Source organism: Streptomyces sp. NPDC093801 (assembly GCF_040701585.1).
Lineage (GTDB): Bacteria > Actinomycetota > Actinomycetes > Streptomycetales > Streptomycetaceae > Streptomyces.
In genome coordinates, this window is the sequence record NZ_JBFBDP010000005.1 from 82,725 (window position 1) to 103,961 (window position 21,237).

The 21,237-nt window shown below is 72.8% G+C and carries 18 protein-coding genes and 1 pseudogene; 5 read left to right on the forward strand and 14 right to left on the reverse strand.

Annotation, left to right across the window (positions count from 1 at the left end; translation table 11 throughout):
* Nucleotides 1-375: 375 nt before the first annotated feature.
* On the reverse strand, nt 376-1,314 hold the full coding sequence (locus AB0469_RS07035; RefSeq protein WP_366450318.1) for a LysR family transcriptional regulator: 939 nt from the start codon (nt 1,312-1,314) through the stop codon (nt 376-378).
* Between the two features lie 98 nt (nt 1,315-1,412).
* Between AB0469_RS07035 and AB0469_RS07040 the strand changes: the two genes are divergently transcribed.
* The 3 genes from AB0469_RS07040 to AB0469_RS07050 all read left to right on the forward strand — a co-directional run bounded on the left by AB0469_RS07040 (nt 1,413) and on the right by AB0469_RS07050 (nt 4,615).
* A complete protein-coding gene (locus tag AB0469_RS07040; RefSeq protein ID WP_366450319.1) occupies nt 1,413-2,690 on the forward strand; it encodes an MFS transporter in 1,278 nt (425 codons plus the stop codon).
* A gap of 92 nt (nt 2,691-2,782) precedes the next feature.
* Nucleotides 2,783-3,502 (forward strand): L,D-transpeptidase family protein, encoded by a 720-nt coding sequence (locus tag AB0469_RS07045; protein ID WP_366450321.1) that lies wholly within the window; start codon nt 2,783-2,785, stop codon nt 3,500-3,502.
* A 90-nt stretch (nt 3,503-3,592) separates the two neighbouring features.
* Entirely contained in the window at nt 3,593-4,615 is a 1,023-nt protein-coding gene (locus AB0469_RS07050) for a sigma-70 family RNA polymerase sigma factor (RefSeq protein ID WP_366450322.1), read from the forward strand.
* On the opposite strand, the gene AB0469_RS07055 is transcribed toward AB0469_RS07050, so the two are convergent.
* From AB0469_RS07055 to AB0469_RS07110, 12 genes and pseudogenes are all read right to left on the reverse strand, one after another.
* Nucleotides 4,502-4,837, reverse strand: coding sequence for an STAS domain-containing protein (locus AB0469_RS07055; RefSeq protein ID WP_366450323.1), 336 nt, complete (start codon nt 4,835-4,837; stop codon nt 4,502-4,504). The two genes, AB0469_RS07050 and AB0469_RS07055, sit on opposite strands and share 114 nt — an antisense overlap.
* Nucleotides 4,838-4,935: 98 nt before the next feature.
* Nucleotides 4,936-6,213 carry a thymidine phosphorylase gene (locus AB0469_RS07060; protein ID WP_366450324.1) on the reverse strand — a complete coding sequence of 426 codons (1,278 nt, stop codon included), beginning with the start codon at nt 6,211-6,213 and terminating at the stop codon, nt 4,936-4,938.
* Nucleotides 6,214-6,334: 121 nt separating this feature from the next.
* Nucleotides 6,335-6,739 carry a cytidine deaminase gene (locus tag AB0469_RS07065; protein ID WP_366450325.1) on the reverse strand — a complete coding sequence of 135 codons (405 nt, stop codon included), beginning with the start codon at nt 6,737-6,739 and terminating at the stop codon, nt 6,335-6,337.
* Entirely contained in the window at nt 6,736-8,001 is a 1,266-nt protein-coding gene (locus tag AB0469_RS07070) for an ABC transporter permease (RefSeq protein WP_366450326.1), read from the reverse strand. Before AB0469_RS07070 ends, AB0469_RS07065 begins: the two co-directional genes overlap by 4 nt.
* Nucleotides 7,998-9,113, reverse strand: a complete 1,116-nt coding sequence (locus AB0469_RS07075) for an ABC transporter permease (protein ID WP_366450327.1) — start codon at nt 9,111-9,113, stop codon at nt 7,998-8,000. The genes AB0469_RS07070 and AB0469_RS07075 overlap by 4 nt, the downstream gene beginning before the upstream one ends.
* Nucleotides 9,110-10,768 (reverse strand): ABC transporter ATP-binding protein, encoded by a 1,659-nt coding sequence (locus AB0469_RS07080; RefSeq protein ID WP_366450487.1) that lies wholly within the window; start codon nt 10,766-10,768, stop codon nt 9,110-9,112. The genes AB0469_RS07075 and AB0469_RS07080 overlap by 4 nt, the downstream gene beginning before the upstream one ends.
* A 241-nt stretch (nt 10,769-11,009) precedes the next feature.
* Nucleotides 11,010-12,077 (reverse strand): BMP family ABC transporter substrate-binding protein, encoded by a 1,068-nt coding sequence (locus tag AB0469_RS07085; protein WP_366450328.1) that lies wholly within the window; start codon nt 12,075-12,077, stop codon nt 11,010-11,012.
* A 230-nt stretch (nt 12,078-12,307) separates the two neighbouring features.
* A complete protein-coding gene (locus tag AB0469_RS07090) occupies nt 12,308-13,552 on the reverse strand; it encodes an amidohydrolase (RefSeq protein ID WP_366450488.1) in 1,245 nt (414 codons plus the stop codon).
* A 137-nt stretch (nt 13,553-13,689) separates the two neighbouring features.
* On the reverse strand, nt 13,690-14,826 hold the full coding sequence (locus AB0469_RS07095) for a hypothetical protein (protein ID WP_366450329.1): 1,137 nt from the start codon (nt 14,824-14,826) through the stop codon (nt 13,690-13,692).
* Nucleotides 14,827-14,862: 36 nt separating this feature from the next.
* Nucleotides 14,863-15,789 carry an N-acetylneuraminate synthase family protein gene (locus tag AB0469_RS07100; RefSeq protein WP_366450489.1) on the reverse strand — a complete coding sequence of 309 codons (927 nt, stop codon included), beginning with the start codon at nt 15,787-15,789 and terminating at the stop codon, nt 14,863-14,865.
* 360 nt (nt 15,790-16,149) lie between these two features.
* Nucleotides 16,150-16,653, reverse strand: a pseudogene (locus AB0469_RS07105) (NTP transferase domain-containing protein); the annotation flags it as partial.
* A complete protein-coding gene (locus AB0469_RS07110) occupies nt 16,557-17,930 on the reverse strand; it encodes a DUF6716 putative glycosyltransferase (RefSeq protein WP_366450330.1) in 1,374 nt (457 codons plus the stop codon). The pseudogene AB0469_RS07105 and the gene AB0469_RS07110, both read right to left, overlap by 97 nt.
* Nucleotides 17,931-18,106: 176 nt before the next feature.
* Here AB0469_RS07110 and AB0469_RS07115 point away from each other — a divergent pair, with 176 nt between their 5' ends.
* A complete protein-coding gene (locus tag AB0469_RS07115; RefSeq protein WP_366450331.1) occupies nt 18,107-19,099 on the forward strand; it encodes a glycosyltransferase family 2 protein in 993 nt (330 codons plus the stop codon).
* A complete protein-coding gene (locus tag AB0469_RS07120; RefSeq protein WP_366450332.1) occupies nt 19,096-20,466 on the forward strand; it encodes a polysialyltransferase family glycosyltransferase in 1,371 nt (456 codons plus the stop codon). Before AB0469_RS07115 ends, AB0469_RS07120 begins: the two co-directional genes overlap by 4 nt.
* 89 nt (nt 20,467-20,555) lie before the next feature.
* On the opposite strand, the gene leuE is transcribed toward AB0469_RS07120, so the two are convergent.
* Nucleotides 20,556-21,209: a leucine efflux protein LeuE gene (leuE, locus tag AB0469_RS07125; RefSeq protein ID WP_366450333.1), complete on the reverse strand. Its 654-nt coding sequence runs from the start codon at nt 21,207-21,209 to the stop codon at nt 20,556-20,558.
* Between the last annotated feature and the right edge of the window lie 28 nt (nt 21,210-21,237).

Sequence of the window (21,237 nt, forward strand, 5' to 3'; positions counted from 1 at the left end):
AAGTCCCGCTTCCAGGCGGGCTACCTGCTGTCGGCGGCCGCCGCCTGCCGCGAAGCGGAGGAGGGACCCGCGGACGACGGAGCACTCCCCTGACGGCGCTGCCACCGCCCGGCAGGTCGGCGGACGGAGTCCGGCGCAGCGACGCGAAGCCGGGGAGGCGCCCCGGCGCCGAGCCGCGCGAGCGGCGCGTCGAGAAGGTGTTCATGCGAGCGGTCGGCGCCAAGTCCCGCTTCCAGGCGGGCTACCTGCTGTCGGCGGCCGCCGCCTGCCGCGAAGCGGAGGAGGGACCCGCGGACGACGGAGCACTCCCCTGACGGCGCCGTTGCATCCCGGTGCCGGCCACCGCCCGTGGGCCCGGGGCGGCAACGCCCCCGGTCAGGCCGGGGGTTCCAGTTCGGGGATCAGGCGGCCGCGGCGGGAGAGGAGGAAGCGTTTGAAGGCGGCCACCGGCGGGGTGTCCGGGTGGCCGTCCAGCCAGGCGACGCCGATCTCGCGGACCGCGCGCGGCGCCGTCACCGTCAGCTCGACGACCCCCGGGCGGGGGACGAGGGGCGGCGGGAGGAGGGCCACGCCCAGGCCCGCCGCGACCAGGCCGCGCAGGGTCTCGGCCTCCTCGCCCTCGAAGGCCACCTTCGGGGTGAACCCGGCCTCCGCGCACAGGTCGTCGGTGATGCGGCGCAGGCCGTAGCCGGGCTCCAGGGTGACGAAGGCTTCCTCGGCGGCCTCGGCGAGGCGGATGCGCTTGCGGACCGCCAGGCGGTGGTCGTCCGGGACCACCAGCCGCAGCCGCTGCTCGTCGAGGCGGCGGCCCACCAGGTCGGGGGCGTCGGGCACGGGCGAGGTCAGGCACAGGTCGAGCTCCCCGGCGCGGAGCTTCTCCAGCATGGCCTCGCCGTAGTTCTGGACCAGGGAGAAGCGGACGCGGGGGTGGTCGGCGCGGAAGGCGCGGATCAGGCCGGGCACGGTCTCGGGGCCCAGGGTGTGCAGGAAGCCGAACGCGACCTTCCCGAAGGCGGGATCGGCGTCCTGCTGCACGGAGCCGGCGGCGCGGGCGATCCCCGCCAGGGCCTCCTCGGCGGAGGCGAGGAAGGTGCGGCCGGCGGTGGTGAGGGCGACGGTGCGGCCCTTGCGGGCGAACAGCGAGACGCCCAGGTCCTGTTCGAGGCGGACCATCGCCCGGGACAGCGTGGACTGGGGCACGCCCAGCTCCTGGGCGGCGCGGGTGACGTGCTCGTGCCGGGCGACCGCGACGAACTGGGCGAGGCGCGGGGCCAGCCCTTGTGTCACGGCCATGTCTTCTTCGTAACGGTTCATTGATATCCGAAGCCCTGAGCTGTGCTGATGCATGGGTGGATCGATTATCGCGGATCTGTGCATTGGACGCATGAAAAAGAGGGGCCTACGGTCGACGCATGCCTCCCGTTCATACCGGGGCACCCGTCACCGTGGGTGCCTCTGCTCCGTCGTCCCCCGAGCCCCTCTCCCCCGGCCGCCCCGGCTACCGCCGGATGAGCCTCGCGCTCTTCGCCGCCGGACTGGCGACCTTCGCCCTCCTCTACTCCACCCAGGCCCTGCTGCCCGCGATCTCCGCCGGATTCGGCGTGACGGCCGGTCAGGCCAGCTGGACGGTGTCCGCGGCCACCGGTGCGCTCGCCCTGTTCGTGCTGCCGCTCAGCGCGCTGTCCGAGCGGTTCGGGCGGACCCGGATGATGACCTGCTCGATGGTGGTGGCCGTCGGCGTCGGCCTGCTGGTGCCGTTCGCGCCGGGCCTGGAGTGGCTGGTGGCGCTGCGCGCGGTGCAGGGCGCGGCGATCGCCGGCATCCCCGCCTCCGCGATGGCGTACCTGGCGGAGGAGGTCCGGCCCAAGGCGCTGGTCGGAGCGATCGGGCTGTTCGTGGCCGGCAACTCCATCGGCGGCATGAGCGGCCGCATCGTCACCGGCTGGGGCGCCCAGCTGTGGGGCTGGCGGGGCGGGCTGCTGGCCGTCGGCGTGATGGCGCTGGTCGGCGCCCTGGCCTTCCTGGTGCTGCTGCCCCGGGCGCGGTTCTTCCGGCCCGCCTCGCTGAACCCGCGCGCGGTGGGCCGTACGGTCGCCGGGCACCTGCGGGACCCGCTGCTGCTGCGGCTGTACGGGATCGGCGCGCTGTTCATGACGGTCTTCGGGGCCGTGTACACCGTCATCGGCTACCGGCTGGTGGAGGCGCCGTTCTCGCTCGGCCAGGGCGTGGTCGGGTCGATCTTCCTGATCTACCTGGTGGGTACGGCCTCCTCGGCGGCGGCCGGTCAGCTGGTGGCGCGGACGGGGCGGCGCGGCGCGCTGTACCTGGCGGTGACCACGACCGCGCTGGGGCTGCTGCTGTCGCTCGCCGACTCGCTGTGGCTGATCCTGCCGGGGCTGGTGCTGATCACGGCGGGCTTCTTCGCGGGCCACGCGGTGGCCTCGGCGGCGGTGAGCCGGACGGCGAGGACGGGTCGGGCGCAGGCCTCCGCGCTGTACCAGTCCGCGTACTACCTCGGCTCCAGCGCGGGCGGCACCCTGGGCGCCCTGGCGTACCACGCCTCGGGGTGGGCGGCCACGGTCGGGATCGCGCTGCTGGCGGTGCTGGGCGTCGTCTCGATCACCCTGTACGGGTCCCACGCGGCCCGCGTCGAACGGCGGCTGCCGGCCGCCGCGGCGGCCGCGCGCTGAAGTCCCGTCCGAGGCCTATCCGGCGTGCGCGACTCGCTCTAGCGTGGGGGAATCGGCGCCCCCAGGGTGCGGGCGCCGCAGGGGAGGCACGGATGGCGGGGACACGCGTGCGCGCGGGACGGCGGGCTGCGGTGGTGTTCGGCGGGGCGCTGGCGCTGGCGGCGCCGCTGGTGGTCGCGGGGGGCGGTGCGGCGCAGGCCGCCGAGGCCGCCGCCTCCTGCAACGTGACCACGGGGCCCTACCAGCGGGAGGTGGAGGGGTTCCTGGGGCGGCCGGTGGACGGGGTGCAGTCGGCGGCCGACTGCGCCGCGATCCAGTCCTTCCAGGCCACCCACGGGATCACCCCGACGATGGGGTACGCGGGGCCGCTGACCTGGCAGACGATGAGCATCATGCTGGCGCAGCGGGCGGCCGGGAAGAACCCGAACGCCGAGGGGAAGTGCCCCACGAACCTGGGGCGGATCGCCTGCGTCGACCTGACCCGGCAGCTGAGCTGGATCCAGGACGGGTCCGTGCTCAAGTACGGACCGGTGGCGGTGCGCACGGGCAAGGCCGAGACCCCGACGCGGACCGGGCTGAAGAAGATCTACTACCGCAACATCAACCACTGGTCGACGCTCTACAACGTGGCGATGCCGTACGCGCAGTTCTTCGACGGGGGCATCGCCTTCCACTCGGTGACCAAGAGCATGTGGAACCCGCCCGGCTCGGGCGGCTGCGTCAACATGACGACGGCCGACGCCAAGGCGTACTGGAACATGCTGGCCAACGGCGAGGACGTGTTCGTGTACGGCCGCAAGCCGGGCACCTGACCTGACGGACCGCGCGGCGCTGCGGCTGCCGTTGTCAGACCCCTCGGGTAGTTTCCGAAGTGACGGACGACACCCTGGGGGACGGCAGCCATGAGCGACCTCGCGACCACCTCACCGGAGCTCGACCCTGAGCTCGACGCGGCGATGGACCGCTACCGGGTCGAGCTGACGGGCTACTGCTACCGGATGCTCGGCTCGGCCTTCGACGCCGAGGACGCGGTGCAGGACACGTACGTGCGCGCCTGGCGGTCGTACGGGAAGTTCGAGGGCCGCTCCTCGCTGCGGTCGTGGCTGTACCGGATCGCGACCAACGTCTGCCTGGACCTGCTGAACGCCGGGAAGAGGCGGGCCCGGCCGATGGACCTCACCGCCCCGCAGCACCAGGCGTCCGCCGTGCTCAACGAGCGGCCCGAGGTGACCTGGCTGGAGCCGGTGCCGGACGGGCGGGTACTGCCGCAGACCGCCGACCCGGCGGAGATGGCGCTGGCGAAGGAGTCCGTGCGCCTCGCGTTCGTGGCGGCGCTCCAGCACCTGCCGGCGAAGCAGCGGGCCGTGCTGATCCTGCGGGAGGTGCTGGCCTGGAAGGCGGACGAGGTCGCCCGGCTCCTGGAGACCACGGTGGCCTCGGTCAACAGCGCGCTCCAGCGGGCCCGGGCGACCCTGTCGGGGCAGGCGCTGCGGGCGGGCGATCCGGCGGACCCGCTGGACGCGGACCAGGCGAAGCTGCTGGAGCAGTACCTGTCGGCCTTCGAGGCCTACGACATCACGCGGCTGACGGCCCTGCTGCACGAGGACGCCGTGCTGTCGATGCCGCCGTTCGACCTGTGGCTGCGGGGGCCCGCGGACATCGCGGCCTGGCATCTGAACCAGGGCATCGGGTGCAAGGGGTCGCGCCTGGTACCGACCACGGCGAACGGGATGCCGGCCTTCGGCCAGTACCGCCCGCGCGAGGACGGCCGGCCCGGGCACGTGCCGTGGGCGCTCCAGGTGCTGGAGGTCTCAGGGGGGCGGATCGTCGGGCTGAACGCCTTCCTGGACACCGCCCGCTGGTTCCCGCTGTTCGGGCTGCCCGAGGAGCTCGACGAGGCCTACGAGGCGGAGCAGGTCCCGTAGCGCCGGATCCGCGCCGGTGACCTTGAAGACGGTGCCGTGGCGGCGGGCGGTGAGCGCCATGCGGGCGAGGGCGTCGACGGTGGCGAGGGTGGGCGCGCCGACGGCCCGTGCGTCGCAGGCGATCTCGCGGGGGCCGTCGCGGCAGGCCTCGCCGACGCGGGCGCAGAGGGCGGGGACGTCCGGCCGGGGGCCCTCGTCGAGGGCCAGGGTTGTGATCTCCACGGGGGGATGACCGTCCGCGGCCCCGGAACTCATCGGTGGGGCCCTGCGGTGAGGGGCGGGCTCCGCGCAGCGGCGCCCGCCCCTCACCCGGGGGACCGCTACGCGATGCGGTCCAGGACGATCGGGTTCGCGGTGAACTCGGTGCCCGCCGGGGCGACGTCGTACGAGCCCTCCAGGGAGGCCAGGGCGTAGTCGAACTTCTCCGGGGTGTCCGTGTGCAGGGTCATCAGCGGCTGGCCGGCGGTGACGGTGTCGCCGGGCTTGGCGTGCAGCTCGATGCCCGCGCCCGCCTGCACCGGGTCCTCCTTGCGGGCGCGGCCCGCGCCCAGGCGCCAGGCGCCGACGCCGACCGCGTACGCGTCGAGGCGGGTCAGGACGCCCGAGGCGGAGGCGGTGACCACGTGCTGCTCGCGGGCGACCGGCAGGGTCGCGTCCGGGTCGCCGCCCTGGGCGGAGATCATCCGGCGCCACACGTCCATCGCGGAGCCGTCGGCGAGGGCCTTCGCCGGGTCGGCGTCCTTGATGCCGGCCGCCGTCAGCATCTCCTGGGCGAGGGCGATGGTCAGCTCGACCACGTCGGCCGGGCCGCCGCCGGCCAGGACCTCGACGGACTCGCGGACCTCCAGGGCGTTGCCCGCGGTGAGGCCGAGGGGGGTGGACATGTCGGTGAGCAGCGCGATCGTCTTGACGCCGCTGTCGGTGCCCAGGGCCACCATGGTGGAGGCGAGCTCGCGGGCGTCCTCGATGTTCTTCATGAAGGCGCCGGAGCCGACCTTCACGTCGAGGACGAGGGATCCGGTGCCCTCGGCGATCTTCTTCGACATGATGGAGGAGGCGATCAGCGGGATGGCCTCGACGGTGCCGGTGACGTCGCGCAGGGCGTAGAGCTTCTTGTCGGCGGGGGCCAGGCCGTCGCCGGCCGCGCAGATGACGGCGCCGGTGGTGTCGAGGACGTTCAGCATCTCCTCGTTGGAGAGCAGCGCGCGCCAGCCCGGGATGGACTCCAGCTTGTCGAGGGTGCCGCCGGTGTGGCCGAGACCGCGGCCCGAGAGCTGCGGGACGGCCGCGCCGCAGGCGGCGACGAGCGGGGCGAGCGGCAGGGTGATCTTGTCGCCGACGCCGCCGGTGGAGTGCTTGTCGGCGGTGGGGCGGGAGAGGGAGTCGAAGTTCATCCGCTCGCCGGAGGCGATCATCGCGGCGGTCCAGCGGGCGATCTCGGCCCGGTTCATGCCGTTGAGCAGGATGGCCATGGCGAGCGCCGACATCTGCTCGTCGGCGACGATCCCGCGGGTGTAGGCGTCGATGACCCAGTCGATCTGCTCGGGGCTCAGCTCGCCGCGGTCCCGCTTGGTCCGGATGACGGAGATGACGTCCATGAGGTGGCTTCCTTCTACGCGCATAGAGATGAGGGAGGGAGGTTCAAGGAGTTTCAGGTGGGGGTGGAGCCCGGCTCGAAGACGGCCGACGGCCCTCCGCCCCGGGGGCGGAGGGCCGTCGTCACGGCTGTCTGAGGTGATCGGGCCCGAAGGCCTGCGGCAGCATCGCGCTCAGCGGGAGGATCCCGGCCGGTGTGTCCACCAGCAGGTCCGGGCCGCCGAACTCGTAGAGCAGCTGGCGGCAGCGGCCGCACGGGACGAGGCTCTCGCCCTTGCCGTCCACGCACGTGAAGTGGGTGAGGCGGCCGCCGCCCGTGGCCTGGAGGGAGGAGACCAGGCCGCACTCGGCGCACAGGCCGAGTCCGTAGCTCGCGTTCTCGACGTTGCAGCCGGTGACCACGCGGCCGTCGTCGACCAGCGCGGCCACCCCGACCGGGAAGCCCGAGTACGGGGCGTACGCCCGGGTCATCGCGTCCCGGGCGGCCGCCCGCAGGGCGTCCCAGTCCACCGCGGGGTCCGGGGTCACTTGCCCTGGCCCTTGCGGTACGGCATGCCGTCCGCCTTCGGCATGCGCAGGCGCTGCGCCGACAGGGCGAGGACCAGCAGCGTCGTCACGTACGGCGCGGCGTCCACGAACTGGCTGGGCACCTGGTCGGTGAGCGCGTACCAGACGAAGAGCCCGGCGGCGCAGACGGCCGCGATGGCGCCCTGGAGGTACTTCTTCTTGTACAGCTGCCAGGCGACGACGAGGACCAGCAGGATCGCGATGAGCAGGAGCATCGCGTGCACGTTCTCGGCACCGCCGCGCAGGCGGAGGCTGTAGGTGAAGCCGAAGAGGCCCGAGCCGAGGGCCATGCCGCCCGGCATCCAGTTACCGAAGATCATCGCGGCGAGACCGATGTAGCCGCGGCCGCCGGTCTGGCCCTCCTGGTAGATGCCGGTGGAGACGATCGCGAGGAACGCGCCGCCGAGGCCGGCCATCGCGCCGGAGACGATCACGGCGATGTACTTGTACTTGTACACGTTGACGCCGAGGGACTCCGCGGCGACCGGGTTCTCACCGCAGGAGCGCAGGCGCAGACCGAAGGCCGTGCGCCACAGCACCCACCAGGTGCCCGGGATCAGCAGCACCGCGACGACGGTCAGCAGCGAGAGGTCGGTGACCAGGCCGCCGAGCACGCCCGCGGCGTCCGAGACCAGGAACCAGTGCTTGCCCTGGATCGTCGCCAGCCCGTCCGAGAGCCCCGGGATCGTGATCTCCGTGATGGGGTCGATGCGCGGGGACTGCTTGGAGGAGCCGCCCGGGGCCTTGTCGAAGGTGAAGTTCGACAGGTACTGGGTGAAGCCGACGGCCAGGATGTTGATCGCCACACCGGAGACGATGTGGTTCACGTTGAAGGTCACGGTGATGATCGCGTGCAGCAGGCCGCCGATGGCGCCGCCGACGATGCCGAGGACGACACCGGTCCACGGACCCCACTGGTAGCCGGCCCAGGCACCGAACCAGGTGCCGAGGATCATCATGCCTTCGAGGCCGATGTTGACCACGCCCGCGCGCTCGGCCCACAGGCCGCCGAGGCCCGCGAGGGCGATCGGCACGGCGAGCTGGAGGGCGCCGGAGACCTGGCCGACGGAGGTCAGGTCGTTGGCGCCGGAGATCAGGCGGACGACCGAGACCAGTGCGAGACCTCCCGCGATCATCAGCAGGATCCAGGGGAGGGTGAGCTTGCGGCGTCCGCCGCCCTTCTTGGGCGCGGCGCTCGTCGCGGAAACGGTGCTGGTGCTCACGCCGCGACCTCCTTGTTGTCGGTCTTGAGGGCGTGGCCGGCGGCCAGCTCTTCGCCGACCTTCTGCTGCTGGCGGCGGATGCCGTAGCGGCGGACGAGCTCGTAGCTGACGACGACCGCGATCACGATCAGGCCCTGCATGATCGTGCCGATCTCCTTGGCGTAGCCCTCGGTGTCGAGGCCCGCGGACGCCTTGTCGATGAAGGCGATCAGGAAGGCCGAGAAGAGGATGCCGATCGGGTTGTTGCGGCCGAGCAGGGCGACGGTGATACCGGTGAAGCCGATGCCCAGCGGGAAGGACAGGTTGTACGTGTGCGACTCGCCCAGCAGCAGCGGCATGCCGGTCAGACCGGCGACGGCGCCCGAGATGAGCATCGCGGTCATGATCATCTTCTTGGGCTCGACACCGGAGGCCTGCGCCGCGGACTCGCTGGCGCCGGAGGCGCGCAGGTCGAAGCCGAAGCGGGTGCGGTTGAGCACGAACCAGTAGACGACGCCGAGGGCGAAGGCCACGAAGGTGAAGCCGTAGATGTCGCCGCCGGGCAGGGACAGCGCCGGGAACCAGCCGGACTCCGCGATGTCACCGGTGGTCAGGTCGTTGGAGCCGGGGGGCTGCACGCCGAGGTTCTTCGGCAGGAGCAGCCAGGCGATCAGCGAGGTCGCGATGGCGTTGAGCATGATCGTGGAGACGACCTCGCTCACACCGCGGCGGGCCTTGAGGATGCCCGCGATGCCGGACCAGAAGGCACCGGTGACCATGGCGACGACCACGATCAGCAGGATGTGCAGCGGGGCCGGCAGCGTGACCGAGGCACCGACCACGGCGGAGATCATCGCCGCGAGGCGGTACTGGCCGTCGACGCCGATGTTGAAGAGGTTCATCCGGAAGCCGATGGCCACGGCCAGGGCCGCCAGGAAGTAGATGCCCGCCTGGTTGATGATCAGGACCTGGATGTCCTCGTAACCCGCCTGCTCGATCATGATCCGCAGCGGGTCGATCGGGTCCACGCCCGAGAGGGCGAGCACGATCATGGTCAGCACGAGGGCGCTGACCAGTGCGAGCACCGGTCCGGCGGCTGCGAGGAGCAGCCGGTCCTTGTCGAATTTCTTCATCGGGCCTCGTCCTCCGTGGCGTCGCCGTCGACCCCGGCGGAGTGGTTGTCATGGGCTTCGAGGTGCCCGCTGGCGGCGCCGGTCATGGCGGTGCCGAGCTCCTCGGGCGTGATGGTCGCCGGGTCGGCGTCGGCGACCAGGCGGCCGCGGTAGATGACGCGCAGGGTGTCGGACAGGCCGATCAGCTCGTCCAGGTCGGCGGAGATCAGGAGCACGGCCAGGCCCTCGCGGCGGGCCTCGCGGATGGCGTCCCAGATCTGCGCCTGCGCGCCGACGTCCACGCCGCGGGTGGGGTGCGCGGCGATCAGGAACTTCGGGTTGTGGCTCATCTCGCGGCCGACGATCAGCTTCTGCTGGTTGCCGCCGGAGAGGGAGGCCGCGGTGACGTCGATGCCCGGGGTGCGGACGTCGTACTCGCGCACGATCCGCTCGGTGTCCTTGCGGGCGGCCTTCGGGTCGAGGATGCCGCCCTTGGAGTTCGGCCGCTCGGTGACGTGGCCGAGGATGCGGTTCTCCCAGAGCGGGGACTCCAGCAGCAGGCCGTGCCGGTGGCGGTCCTCGGGGATGTAGCCGATGCCGCCTTCGCGGCGCTTGCGGACCGGCATCTTGGTGATGTCGGCGCCGTCGAGGGTGATGACGCCCGCGTCGGGGGTGATCATGCCCATGAGGGCCTCGATCAGCTCCGTCTGGCCGTTGCCCTCGACACCGGCGATGCCGAGGATCTCGCCCTTGTGGATGGTGAAGCCGATCCCGTCGAGCAGGAGGCGGCCGGCGACCGGGGCCTCGCGCAGGTCGGTGTCGGAGTCGCCCAGGGCGGGCGCCGAGGTCTCGGGGGTGGTGACGGTGCCGGACTCGGCGACGGTCAGGGCCTCGACCTTGAGCATCGGGGTCGTGGTCACCGTGGACTCGCGGGTCTCCGGCGACGGCAGCTCGGTGCCGACCATCAGCTCGGCGAGCTGCTTGGTCGTGGCCGTCTTCGGGTCGGCGGTGCCGACCGTGGTGCCGCGGCGGATGACGGTGATGTCGTCGGCGACCTTCAGCACCTCGCCCAGCTTGTGCGAGATGAAGATGACGGTCAGGCCCTCGGCCTTGAGCTCGCGCAGGTTGTCGAAGAGCGCGTCCACCTCCTGCGGCACGAGCACGGCGGTGGGCTCGTCGAGGATGAGGGTCTTCGCGCCGCGGTAGAGGACCTTGAGGATCTCCACGCGCTGGCGGTCGGCGACGCCGAGGTCCTCGACCAGGGCGTCGGGGCGCACGCCGAGGCCGTACGCGTCCGAGATCTCCATGATCTTCTTGCGGGCCTTGGAGCCGATGCCGAACAGCTTCTCGCCGCCGAGGACGACGTTCTCCAGCACGGTGAGGTTGTCGGCCAGCATGAAGTGCTGGTGCACCATGCCGATGCCGCGGGCGATGGCCTCGCCGGGGTTGTTGAAGGAGACCTGCTCCCCGTCGATGGCGATGGTGCCCTCGTCCGGCTTCTGCATGCCGTAGAGGATCTTCATCAGGGTCGACTTGCCGGCACCGTTCTCACCGATGAGGGCGTGGACCGTGCCCTTGCGGACGGAGATGGCGATGTCCTTGTTGGCGACGACGCCGGGGAAACGCTTGGTGATGCCGTGCAGTTCTACGGCGAGAGGGGGGCTGGACGCGTTGATGACGCACTCTCCTTGGCGCGGAAGGAGCCGGTAATGAGCCAAGTTGGCAGGAGGACAGGGCGGGGAGAGAAGGTATCGCGTCCACGATGCCTCTACGCGCGTAGCACTGTCGGAAGTGAAAACTTGCGGCCAACTGACCACAAGTTCTCACGGACTGGGCGGCAGACGAGGTGCGGGGTCCGGGAGCGGTAGAGACCGCTCCCGGACCCCGGAGACCACGACTACCTGTCAGACGAGAACCTTACGGCGCGGTCTTGACGGTGATCTTCTTCGCGATGATGTCGGCCTTGGCCTTCTCCACCGCGGCGATGATGTCGGCCATCGACTTGTACTGCGGGTTGGACTCCGCCAGGCCGACGCCGTTCTTGTCCAGGCCGTAGCGGACCTCGCCGCTCTCCGGCTTGCCGTCCTTGACCGACTTGATCAGGTTGTAGACCGCGTCGGAGACGTCCTTGGTGACCGAGGTCAGGATGTGGTCCTTGTACTTCGACAGACCGGCCTGGTTGTACTGGTCGGAGTCGACGCCGATGGCCCACTTGCCCGCGGTGGCGGCGGCCTCGATGGCGCCCGAGCCGGCGAGGCCGGCGGCGGAGTAGATCACGTCGGCGCCGCTGTCGAGCTGGCCCTTGGCGGCGGCCTTGCCGAGGTCGGGCTTGGCGAAGCCCGAGAAGTCCGGCGGCTGGGTCAGGTAGGTCGACAGCACCTTGGCGTTCGGGTTGGTGTCCTTGACGCCCTGCTCGAAGCCCGCCTGGAACTTCTTGATCAGCGGGACCTCGACACCGCCGATGAAGCCGACCGTGCCGGACTTCGACGCCTTGGCGGCGGCGACGCCGGCCAGGTAGGAGCCCTGCTCCTCGTTGAAGACCAGGTTGGCGATGTTCTTGTCGGTCACCGAGGTGTCGTCGATGATGCCGAACGTGGTGTTCGGGAACTTCGCGGCGACCTTCTTGATGGCCGGGGCGTAGGAGAAGCCGACGCCGATGACCGGGTTGTTGCCCTTGCGCGCCAGCTCGGTGAGGCGCTGGACCTTGTCGGCCTCGCTCTCGCCCTCGGTGGGCTCCGCCTCGGCGGTCTTGACCTTGAGGTCCTTCTCCGCCTTCTCCAGGCCGGCGTAGGCGGCGTCGTTGAACGACTGGTCGCCGCGGCCACCGACGTCGTACGCGATGGCGGCGCCGGCGCTCTTCGCCTCGGAGGAGGAGGACGAGGAGGACGAGGCGTCCGACGACTTCTTTCCGCCACAGGCGGTGGCCGAGAGGGCCAGCGCCGCGGACGCGATGCCCACGGTGGCGATCCTGGTGATCCGGCGCAAGGGGAGGCTCCTTCAAAACCTGACCGAAGCGCCACGACCGGCGCTGGTTTCGCGGCGATCGTAACGCGCGTAGATGTCAGTTAAAGGCCCGTTCATGAGTCGTTATCGGATCGTCGCGAACCGGACAGTGACCGATTGGTAACCGCAGACCCGTCCAACCCTTGTGTACCAAGGGCTGGACACGTCCGACAGGGGACCCTCTGATGTTGTACAGAGCTTTGCTTGATTTTTTACGCGGAGGGCCTTGAACGGAGCCCGTCGAGCAGGGCGGCGGCCGTGAAGAACTCCACGCCGACCGCGATCGCGTCCTCGTCGACGTCGAAGTCGCCCCGGTGCAGGTCGCGCTTGGCGGTGTCGCCGGGCTTGCGGACGCCGAGGCGGGCCATCGCGCCCGGGACGTGCTCCAGGTACCAGGAGAAGTCCTCGCCGCCGAGGCTCTGCTCGGTGTCCTCGACGGACTCGGCGCCGCGGCGGGCCGCCATGGACTCCCGGAGCAGTTCGGCGACCACCGGGTCGTTCACCACGGGCGGCACCCCGCGCACGTGGTTGATCTCGAACTTGGCGCCGTGCATGGTCGCGACCTCGTCGATCGCCGAGTGGATCGCGTCCGGGGCCTCGTACCAGGCGTTCAGGTCCAGGCAGCGGACCGTGCCGGAGAGCTCGGCGTGCATCGGGATGACGTTGCAGGCGTGTCCGGACTCGATCCGGCCCCAGGTCACGGACATGCCGGAGCGGGCGTCCATCCGGCGGGCCAGCAGGGCCGGCACGTCGACGGCGACCCGGGCCGCGGCCGTGATCATGTCGGTGGTCAGGTGCGGGCGGGCGGTGTGGCCGCCGGGGCCCGTGAGGGTGACCTCCAGCCGGTCGCAGGCCGAGGTGATCGGGCCGGCCCGCAGCCCGATCCGGCCGGCGTCCACGCGGGGGTCGCAGTGCACCGCGATCATCTGGCCGACGCCCTCCAGCACCCCCGAGTCGATCGCCTCGGTGGCCCCGCCGGGGAGCACCTCCTCGGCGGGCTGGAACAGCAGCCGCACCGGGCGCGGCAGCAGCCCCTGCCGGTCGAGCTCGGCCAGCACCAGGCCGGCGCCGAGGACGACGGAGGTGTGCACGTCGTGGCCGCAGGCGTGGGCGCGGTCCGGGACGGTCGAGCGGTAGGGGGCGTGGGTCTTGGCGTCGGGGATGGGCAGGGCGTCGATGTCCGCGCGCATGGCCAGCATCGGCCGTCCCCGGTCCCAGGTGCCGACGTCGCAGATCAGCCCCGTGCCGGACTTCAGTACGCGTGGTCGCAGCCCCGCCTGCTCCAGCCGCGCCTTGATCGCCGCCGTGGTGCGGAACTCCTGGTGTCCTAGTTCGGGGTGCATGTGCAAGTCGCGGCGGAAGGCGATCAGTTCGGCACGCAGGTGATCCGGAAGCTTGCCGGGCAGCTCGGGCCGGTCGGGCTTGCCGGGCAGGGCGGGCAGGGACTCGCGGGACATCAACTGGTTCACCCGTTTAAGGGTAGGCGCACGGATGGGTCAACTGTCTGGAGATCACCAGAAATTCATGCCGTTAGGGGAAAGAAAAGCGACCTCTGGACGCATGATCGGATGCGCCCGGGGGTAAACTCGCGCGCTCATCCGGCCGCGGGAGCCGCGCCGAGGGGGAGTCTGCGCACATCACGGGCGGTGTCGATGACGCCCGCGAGGAAGCCGCGGGCCCTGGGCGAGGCGGTGGCGGTGAGCCAGGCGGGGTCGATGTCGCACACGGCGACCGTCACACCGGTGCCGGTGAGCGCGTACGGCAGCGTGTGGACGACCGTGGACGGAAAGCTGACGACCGTACGCCCGATGGGGCCCTTGCGGGCGATCAGCTCCAGCGGCAGGTCCGGGCGCACGATCTCCAGCCCCGTCGCCTCGCTCAGCGCGCGCAGCTTCTCGGGCGACTCCCGGCGGTGCGCGAAGTAGCGGGTCACCCCGTGCTCGCGGGCCAGGGCCCGCACCGCGTCCAGGTAGCGGAACGGGTCGACCACCCCGGTCTCCACCAGGGAGGTGCCGACCAGGTCGGTGCCCTTGGTCAGGCGGGGCGGGCCGAACCGGGCCCGGGTCCAGGCGAAGTCGTTGACCCGCAGCCGGGCCCCGTCCGGCGCGGCGACCGGCATCGAGGTGAACAGCTCGACGGCGTGCCCGGTGCGCGGGGTCAGCCGGCGCCGCGCGGTGCCCGACACCGGGGCGTACGCGAGCTCCCGCACCCGGGCCGCGGCCCCGCCGCCGGTGCGGTGCCAGCGGCGCAGCCGCTCGCCGCGGCCGAGCTGCGCGACGAACTCCATGGTGGCGGTGCCGTCGTCCACGACGACCAGTTCGGCCGCGCGGGCCGGGACCAGCAGCAGCTGGAGGAAGCGGGAGAAGGGGTCGCCGACGACGATCCGCTCCGCGCGGCGCACGGCGGGGGCGAGGGCGGCCAGGGCCCCCGCCGGGGAGCCCGAGCCGCCGCGGGCCTCCTGCCAGTGGACGGCGTGACCCTCGTCCCGGGCGATCCCGGCGACCCGGCGCAGCTGGCCCCGGGACATCGGGTCGGTCGGGGGCAGGACGACGATGCGCAGCCGGTCGGCGGGCGGGCGCGGGTCGGTCCGGCGCCGGTCGGCGGCACCGGGCTGGCGGGGGACGGCGGTCAGCAGCGGGCCGCCCCCGCGCCGGGCGTGGGCCCACTCCAGCACGTTGAGGAGCTGGACCGGGCTCTCCACGAGGGCGAGGGTGGGGGCTGAGGGGTTCACGACGTACTCCGCTCTGGGGAGGAGGGCCGGGGACGGTCAGGACGCCGCGGGGGCGGGGGCCGGGAGGGTGCCCCGGACGCGGCGGAGCTTCTTCATGGGGCCGAGCTCGGAGTCGTAGACCTTCTTGACGCCGTCGCCGAGGGCGGTCTCGATGGTGCGGATGTCGCGCACGAGGCGGGCGAGGCCGCCGGGCTCGACGGAGGCGGCCTGGTCGGAGCCCCACATGGCGCGGTCGAGGGTGATGTGCCGCTCGACGAAGACGGCGCCGAGGGCGACGGCGGCCAGGGTGGTCTGCAGGCCCGTCTCGTGGCCGGAGTAGCCGACGGGGACGTTCGGGTACTCCTCCTGGAGGGTGTTGATCATCCGCAGGTTGAGCTCCTCGGCCTTGGCCGGGTAGGTCGAGGTGGCGTGGCAGAGCAGGATGTTCTCGCTGCCGAGCACCTCGACGGCGTGCCGGATCTGCTGCGGGGTGGACATGCCGGTGGAGAGGACGACCGTGCGGCCGGTGGCGCGCAGGGCGCGCAGCAGCTCGTCGTCGGTGAGGCAGGCGGAGGCCACCTTGTGGGCGGGGAGGTCGAACTTCTCCAGGAAGGTGACGGCCTCGGTGTCCCAGGGGGAGGCGAACCAGTCGATGCCGCGCTTGGCGCAGTGCTCGTCGATGGCGAGGTAGTCGGCCTCGCCGAACTCGACGCGGTGGCGGTACTCGATGTAGGTCATGCGGCCCCAGGGGGTGTCGCGTTCGACGTGCCACTGGTCGCGGGGGGTGCAGATCTCCGGGGTGCGCTTCTGGAACTTGACGGCGTCGCACCCGGCTTCGGCGGCGGCGTCGACGAGGGCGAAGGCGGTGCCGAGGTCGCCGTTGTGGTTGATGCCGATCTCGCCGACGACGTAGACCGGGCGGCCGGGGCCGGCGATGCGCGGGCCGAGGGTGCGCAGGCGGGGGCTGAGGGGGGCGACGGTCATGGCGTCGGGTGTCCTTCGCTGGGGTGGGCGGGGCGGGCGGGGTGCGGGAGCCGGGTCGAGGAGGGGGGCCAGGAGGCGGGCGCGGGCGAGGTCGTGCGGATCGTCGACCTCCAGGACCCGTGCCGGGTCGGCGGGGACGGGCAGGACCCGGCCGAAGAAGCGGTGCCGGGCGGTGCGCAGGCCGGCCGCGGTCATGGCGTAGGCGGCGCCGGTCTCCAGCAGTTCCTCGGGGCGGTCCTGGCGGCGGGCGCGGTACGCGGGGACGTGGTTGACCCCGCTCCCGGTGCCGTCGGGTCCGCGGCGCCAGAGGAAGCCGTGGAAGGGGGCTGCGGTGAGGGCCGAGTCTGCGGCGCCGGAGGCCACCGCGGCGGCGACGGCCTCGATGTCGGAGGGGGTCAGGAAGGGGCTGGTGCACTGGACCAGGAGGACCACGTCCACGGTGACGGAGCGCAGCTCCTCGAAGGTCTCCAGGGCGTGCAGCACGGCGGCCTCGCTGCTCGCGGTGTCCCCGGAGAGCGCGGCGGGGCGGCCGAGCACCTGGGCGCCGGCGGCGCGGGCCGCGGCGGCGACGGTCCCGGAGTCGGTGGAGACGACCACGTCGGTGACGGTGGGCGCGGCCCGGCAGGCCCGCACGGCGCGGGCGACCAGCGGGACCCCGCCGACGCGTGCGGTGTTCTTGCCCGGGACCCCCTTGGAGCCGCCGCGGGCCGGGATCACGGCGAGGACCCTGCGGGGCCCCTGCCCCGCGGTGGTGCGGGCCCGGGCGCTCACAGCTCGCCCAGCCGGCGGATCGCCGGGGCCACGCGCTGCACCCCGTGCCGGTAGGCGCCCCGCGCGGCCTCGCGCAGCCGTCCCCGTACCCACCGCCGGGCCGCCGACCGCCCCTGCGCGCTCCGCAGGGCCCCGGGCAGCGGGGTCCCGTCGGGGGCGAGGTGCTGGCGGGCGAGGATCCCGGGGAGGTAGCCGGGGGCGGTCTCGGCGGTGTAGTACGGCGCCACGGGCGCGAGCCGCTCCTTCGCGAGGAGTCCGGCGACCCGCTCCCGGGCGCGGGCGTAGGGGTCGGGGTCGCAGGGGTCGGGGCCGGGGCCGGCCGGCCCGGCGGCGGGGACGCCGTGGGCCGCGAGCCAGGCGGGGTCGGCCCGGGGCAGCAGGCCGGCGTCGAGCTGGTTCCAGGAGGCCAGGCAGCCCGAGCCGAGGAAGTGCTGGTTGCCGAGGGCCTCGCGGATGCCGAGGTCGGTCAGGACGGCGGTCGGGATGCCCCGGTGGAGGGACTCCAGGGCGGCCGTGGAGGAGACGGTGACCAGCAGGCCGGTGCCGTCGAGGACCTCGCCCATGTGCCCGTAGACCAGCCGGCAGTTGGGCGGGAGGCCGCCGGGGAGGCGTTCGGCCAGGCGCTGGTAGGGGTGTTCCTCCAGGTGGGTGGTGTGCTCCCCGGGCCGGCTGCGCAGTTTGACCAGGACCTCGCGGTCCGGGTGCAGCCGCGCGTGCGCCGCGGCCCGCTCCAGCAGGTAGGCCCGGTCGGCGCGGCTCTCGGGTACGGAGGGCTGCACCGCGAAGACCACCCGGTGGGTCCGGGTCCCGGCGGGCTCGTACGGGGCCCCCGCCAGGAACGGCAGGGCGGTCTCGGTGACGGCGTCCGGGTCGGCGCCCACGCCCGCGTAGACGGCGCGGAAGCGCTCGGCGTCGTGGCGGGAGTTGGCGAGGACCAGGTCGGCGCCGTGCCGCAGCAGCAGCCCGTCGGCGAGCTTCTCGTAGACCACGCCCACGTACCCGGTGACGAAGACGGGCCGGGCCGACGGCTCCGGCCACAGGGCGCGGGCCCCGTGCAGGGCGGCCTGGACGGCGCCGCCGACGAGGGCGAGGACGACCACGTCGTGGTGTTCGCGCCCGAGCTCCGCGAGGAACTCCGCGCAGGTGACCTCCACCGGTGCGGCGTCCGCGCCGGCCCCCGCCTCGCCGAGCTGGCGGGCGGTGGGGGTGGCCCGGCCGCGCAGGAGGTAGCCGGTGATCCGGTGGCCCGCGGGGGTGTCGGAGGGGAGGAGGCGGCGGGCCGTGTGGACGCCCCATTTCCATCGCGTGTCGGAATCGGCGAGTACGGCGATCCGCTGATCGGCCGGGCTTCTTCTGAGTGGCACTGGCACCCGGCAGAAGCTATTCCGCATTTCCGGTGGTCGGCCCAACGAGCGCACAACGATGGGTTAACAACCCGTCGACGAAATGCGAAAGCGCCCTGGTTAACGCGACCGCCCCGCGTCGTTCACATGGAATACGCGTCGGGGCCACGGTGAATGCCGGGCCGCCCCCTAGGGTCTCGCGGGTGCTCAAGCTCTCTGTGGTCGTGCCGTTCTACAACGTGCAGACATACGCACCGGATGCCCTGCGGAGCCTCGAACTCAACGCCCGCGAGGACTTCGAGTTCCTGCTCGTCGACGACCGTTCGACGGACGGGACGCCCGCGCTGCTGGAGCGCGCCGCCGCGGCCCTGCCGGGGGCGGTGCTGCTGAGACGGGAACGCAACGGCGGGCTGGCGACCGCCCGCAACACCGGGCTGGACGCCGCGCGCGGGGAGTACGTCGCCTTCCTGGACGGCGACGACTGGCTGGCACCGGGCCACCTGTCCCGCACACTGGCCGCCATCGAGGCCCTGAACTGCGATTTCGTCCGTACCGACCATGTGCAGGTGACGGGCCGGGAGCGGGTCGTGCAGCGGGTCCCGTACGGGCCGGAGTCGGTGGTGGCCGACCCCCGCACCGGGATCCTGCCGGCCTCCCGGGCCACCGCGGTGGACTATCCGTACGCCTGGGCCGGGATGTACCACCGGCGGCTGCTGGACCGGGGGCTGCTGCACTTCACCGACGGGCTGCGGACGGCCGAGGACCGGCCGTGGATCTGGCGGCTGCACCGGGAGGCGGAGTCGTTCGCGGCCGTCGGCCTGCCGGGGACCTTCTACCGGCGCGGCATTTCCACCTCGTTGACGCAGATCGGGGACGAGCGCCAGCTCGATTTCATTCGGGCATTCGACCAGGTGATCGCGGAAACGGCCGCCGACCGGGAATCCGAACTCCTGATCCCCAAGGCCGTCCGAACGTATTGCGCGATTATCGCGCACCATATCGGCTCGATCGAAAGGTTCGAACCGTCCGTGGCGAAAAAACTCCGGTCGATGAGTGCGGACGCGCTCGGCCGCCTTCCGCGCGCGGCGCTGGACGGGGCCCTGGACTCCATGGACGCCGACCGCTCCGCCCTGCTGCGCAGGCTGCGCCGCAGGACCGCCCCCGCCACCGTCCCCGCCCCGGGGGCCGCCGCGTGAACGTGACGCAGGTCTTCCTCGCCTCCACCCTCTACGGCACGGCCACCCTCGCCGCCGCCCTCGACGCCGGCTGCCTCCCGCCCGCCGGCCGGCGGATCCTGCTGACCAGCAACCACTCCCCCGCCCCCGAGGTCACGCCGGGCCTCGACGCCATGCCGGGCTTCGCCGCGCTGCGCACCCGCTTCGACGAGGTGCTCGACTGGAACGCGGTCGTCGCCCCGCAGCACCCCGGCGTCTGGGCGCCGCGGCCGGAGGACGTCCCGCTGTGGGAGCGGCAGCTGCGGCGGTCGTGGGGGCTGGGCGAGGACCGGGTCGAGCTGGTCGTGGAGTCCCTCCAGGTGCCGCCCGCACAGAGCCTGTGCCGGCTGTTCCCGGGCGCCGCGATCGACGTCTACGCCGACGGGCTCATGTCGTACGGGCCCACCCGCTTCCGGCTCGACCCGCAGATCGGGATGCGGGTGCGGCGGGTGCTGCACCTGGACCTGGTCCCGGGGCTGGAGCCGCTGCTGCTGACCGAGTTCGGGGTGCGGGGGGAGCTGGTGCCGGCGCCGGCCGCCCTGAAGGTCTTCGCCGAGCTGGCCGACCTGGGGAACCCGCCCGGATCCGGCCTCCCGGCCGGGGCCGGGGACGGGGCCGGGGACGGGGCCGGGGAGGAGGAGCCCCCCGCCCTGCTGCTGGGCCAGTACCTGTCCGCGCTGGAGCTGATGTCCCCGGACGAGGAGGAGGAGCTGCACGCCTCGATGGTGCGCGGCGCCTACGAGTGGGGACACCGGGACCTGGTCTTCAAACCGCACCCGGGCGCCCCGGCGGCCTACTGGCGGCGGGCCGAGGCGGAGGCCGCCCGGCTCGGGGCCCGGCTGACCGTGCTGGACGCGCCGGTGCTGGCCGAGACCCTCTACCAGCGGCTGCGCCCGGCGCTGGTGGTGGGCTGCTTCTCGACGGGGCTGCTGACGGCCCGGGCGCTGTACGGGATCCCGGTGGCGCGGACCGGCACCGCGGCCGTGCTGGGGCGGCTGGTCCCGTACCAGAACAGCAACCGGATCCCGCTGACGCTGGTGGACGCGCTGGTCCCGGACCTGGACGGGCCGCCGCAGGATCCCCCCGCCGATCTGCCCGGACTGGTCTCGGCGGTGGGCTTCACCATGCAGCCGCGGATCCTGCCGGAGCGCCGCCCCCGGGCCGAGGCGTACCTGGCGCGGCACCTGGACCCGTACACCCGGCGCTACTTCGGGCGCCGGCGGCTGACCGCCCTGGGGCTGCCGGGCGGGATCCCGCGGCGGCTGGCGTTCCTGCCGCGCAGCCGTGCCGTGCGGCGGGCGGCGCACCGGCTGCGCAGGCGGCTGGGCCGGCTGGGCGCCGGCTCCTGACGCCCTCGGGCGACCCCCCGCGGGCGACGCCGCTCGGCCGGCGGGCACAGGCCGGCGCCCGCAGGCCGGCGGGCGCAGGCCGGCCGGCGTCAGCCGACGGCGAGCTTGGCGGCGAAGCCCAGGAAGATCACGCCCGCCGCCGAGGTCGCCCCGGCCGACAGCCTCTTGCGGCGGCGGAACGCGGCCGACAGGCGGGTGCCCGTGAAGATCAGGGTGGACAGGTAGACGAGGCTGACCAGCTGGGAGACGGTCCCGAGCAGCAGGAACGACAGCGCGGGGTAGGCGTACCCGGGGTCGACGAACTGCACGAAGAACGACAGCAGGAACAGGATGGCCTTCGGGTTGAGCAGGCTGACCAGCAGCGCCCGCCGGTACGGGCGCTCGGCCGCGCCCGCCGCCTCCGCGCCGTCCGGCTCCGGCTCCTCGTCACGCGTCCGGCGCGCCTGCCACATGGCCCAGGCGGCCCGCATCATCCCGACGGCCAGCCAGCCCAGGTAGCCGGCGCCGAGCACCTTGACCGCGGTGAACAGCACCGGGCTGGCCTGGAGCAGCGCACCCGCGCCGACGGCCGCGAGCACCATGAGCACGGTGTCGCCGGTGAACACGCCGCAGGCGGCCTTGTAGCCCTGCCGCACCCCGCGCCGCGAGGCGACGGACAGGACGTAGAGGGAGTTCGGCCCCGGCAGCAGGACGATCAGCACCACGGCGGCGAAATAAGTAGGAAGATCTGTCACACCCAGCATGGGCAGGAGTGTCCCACAGGTACGCACC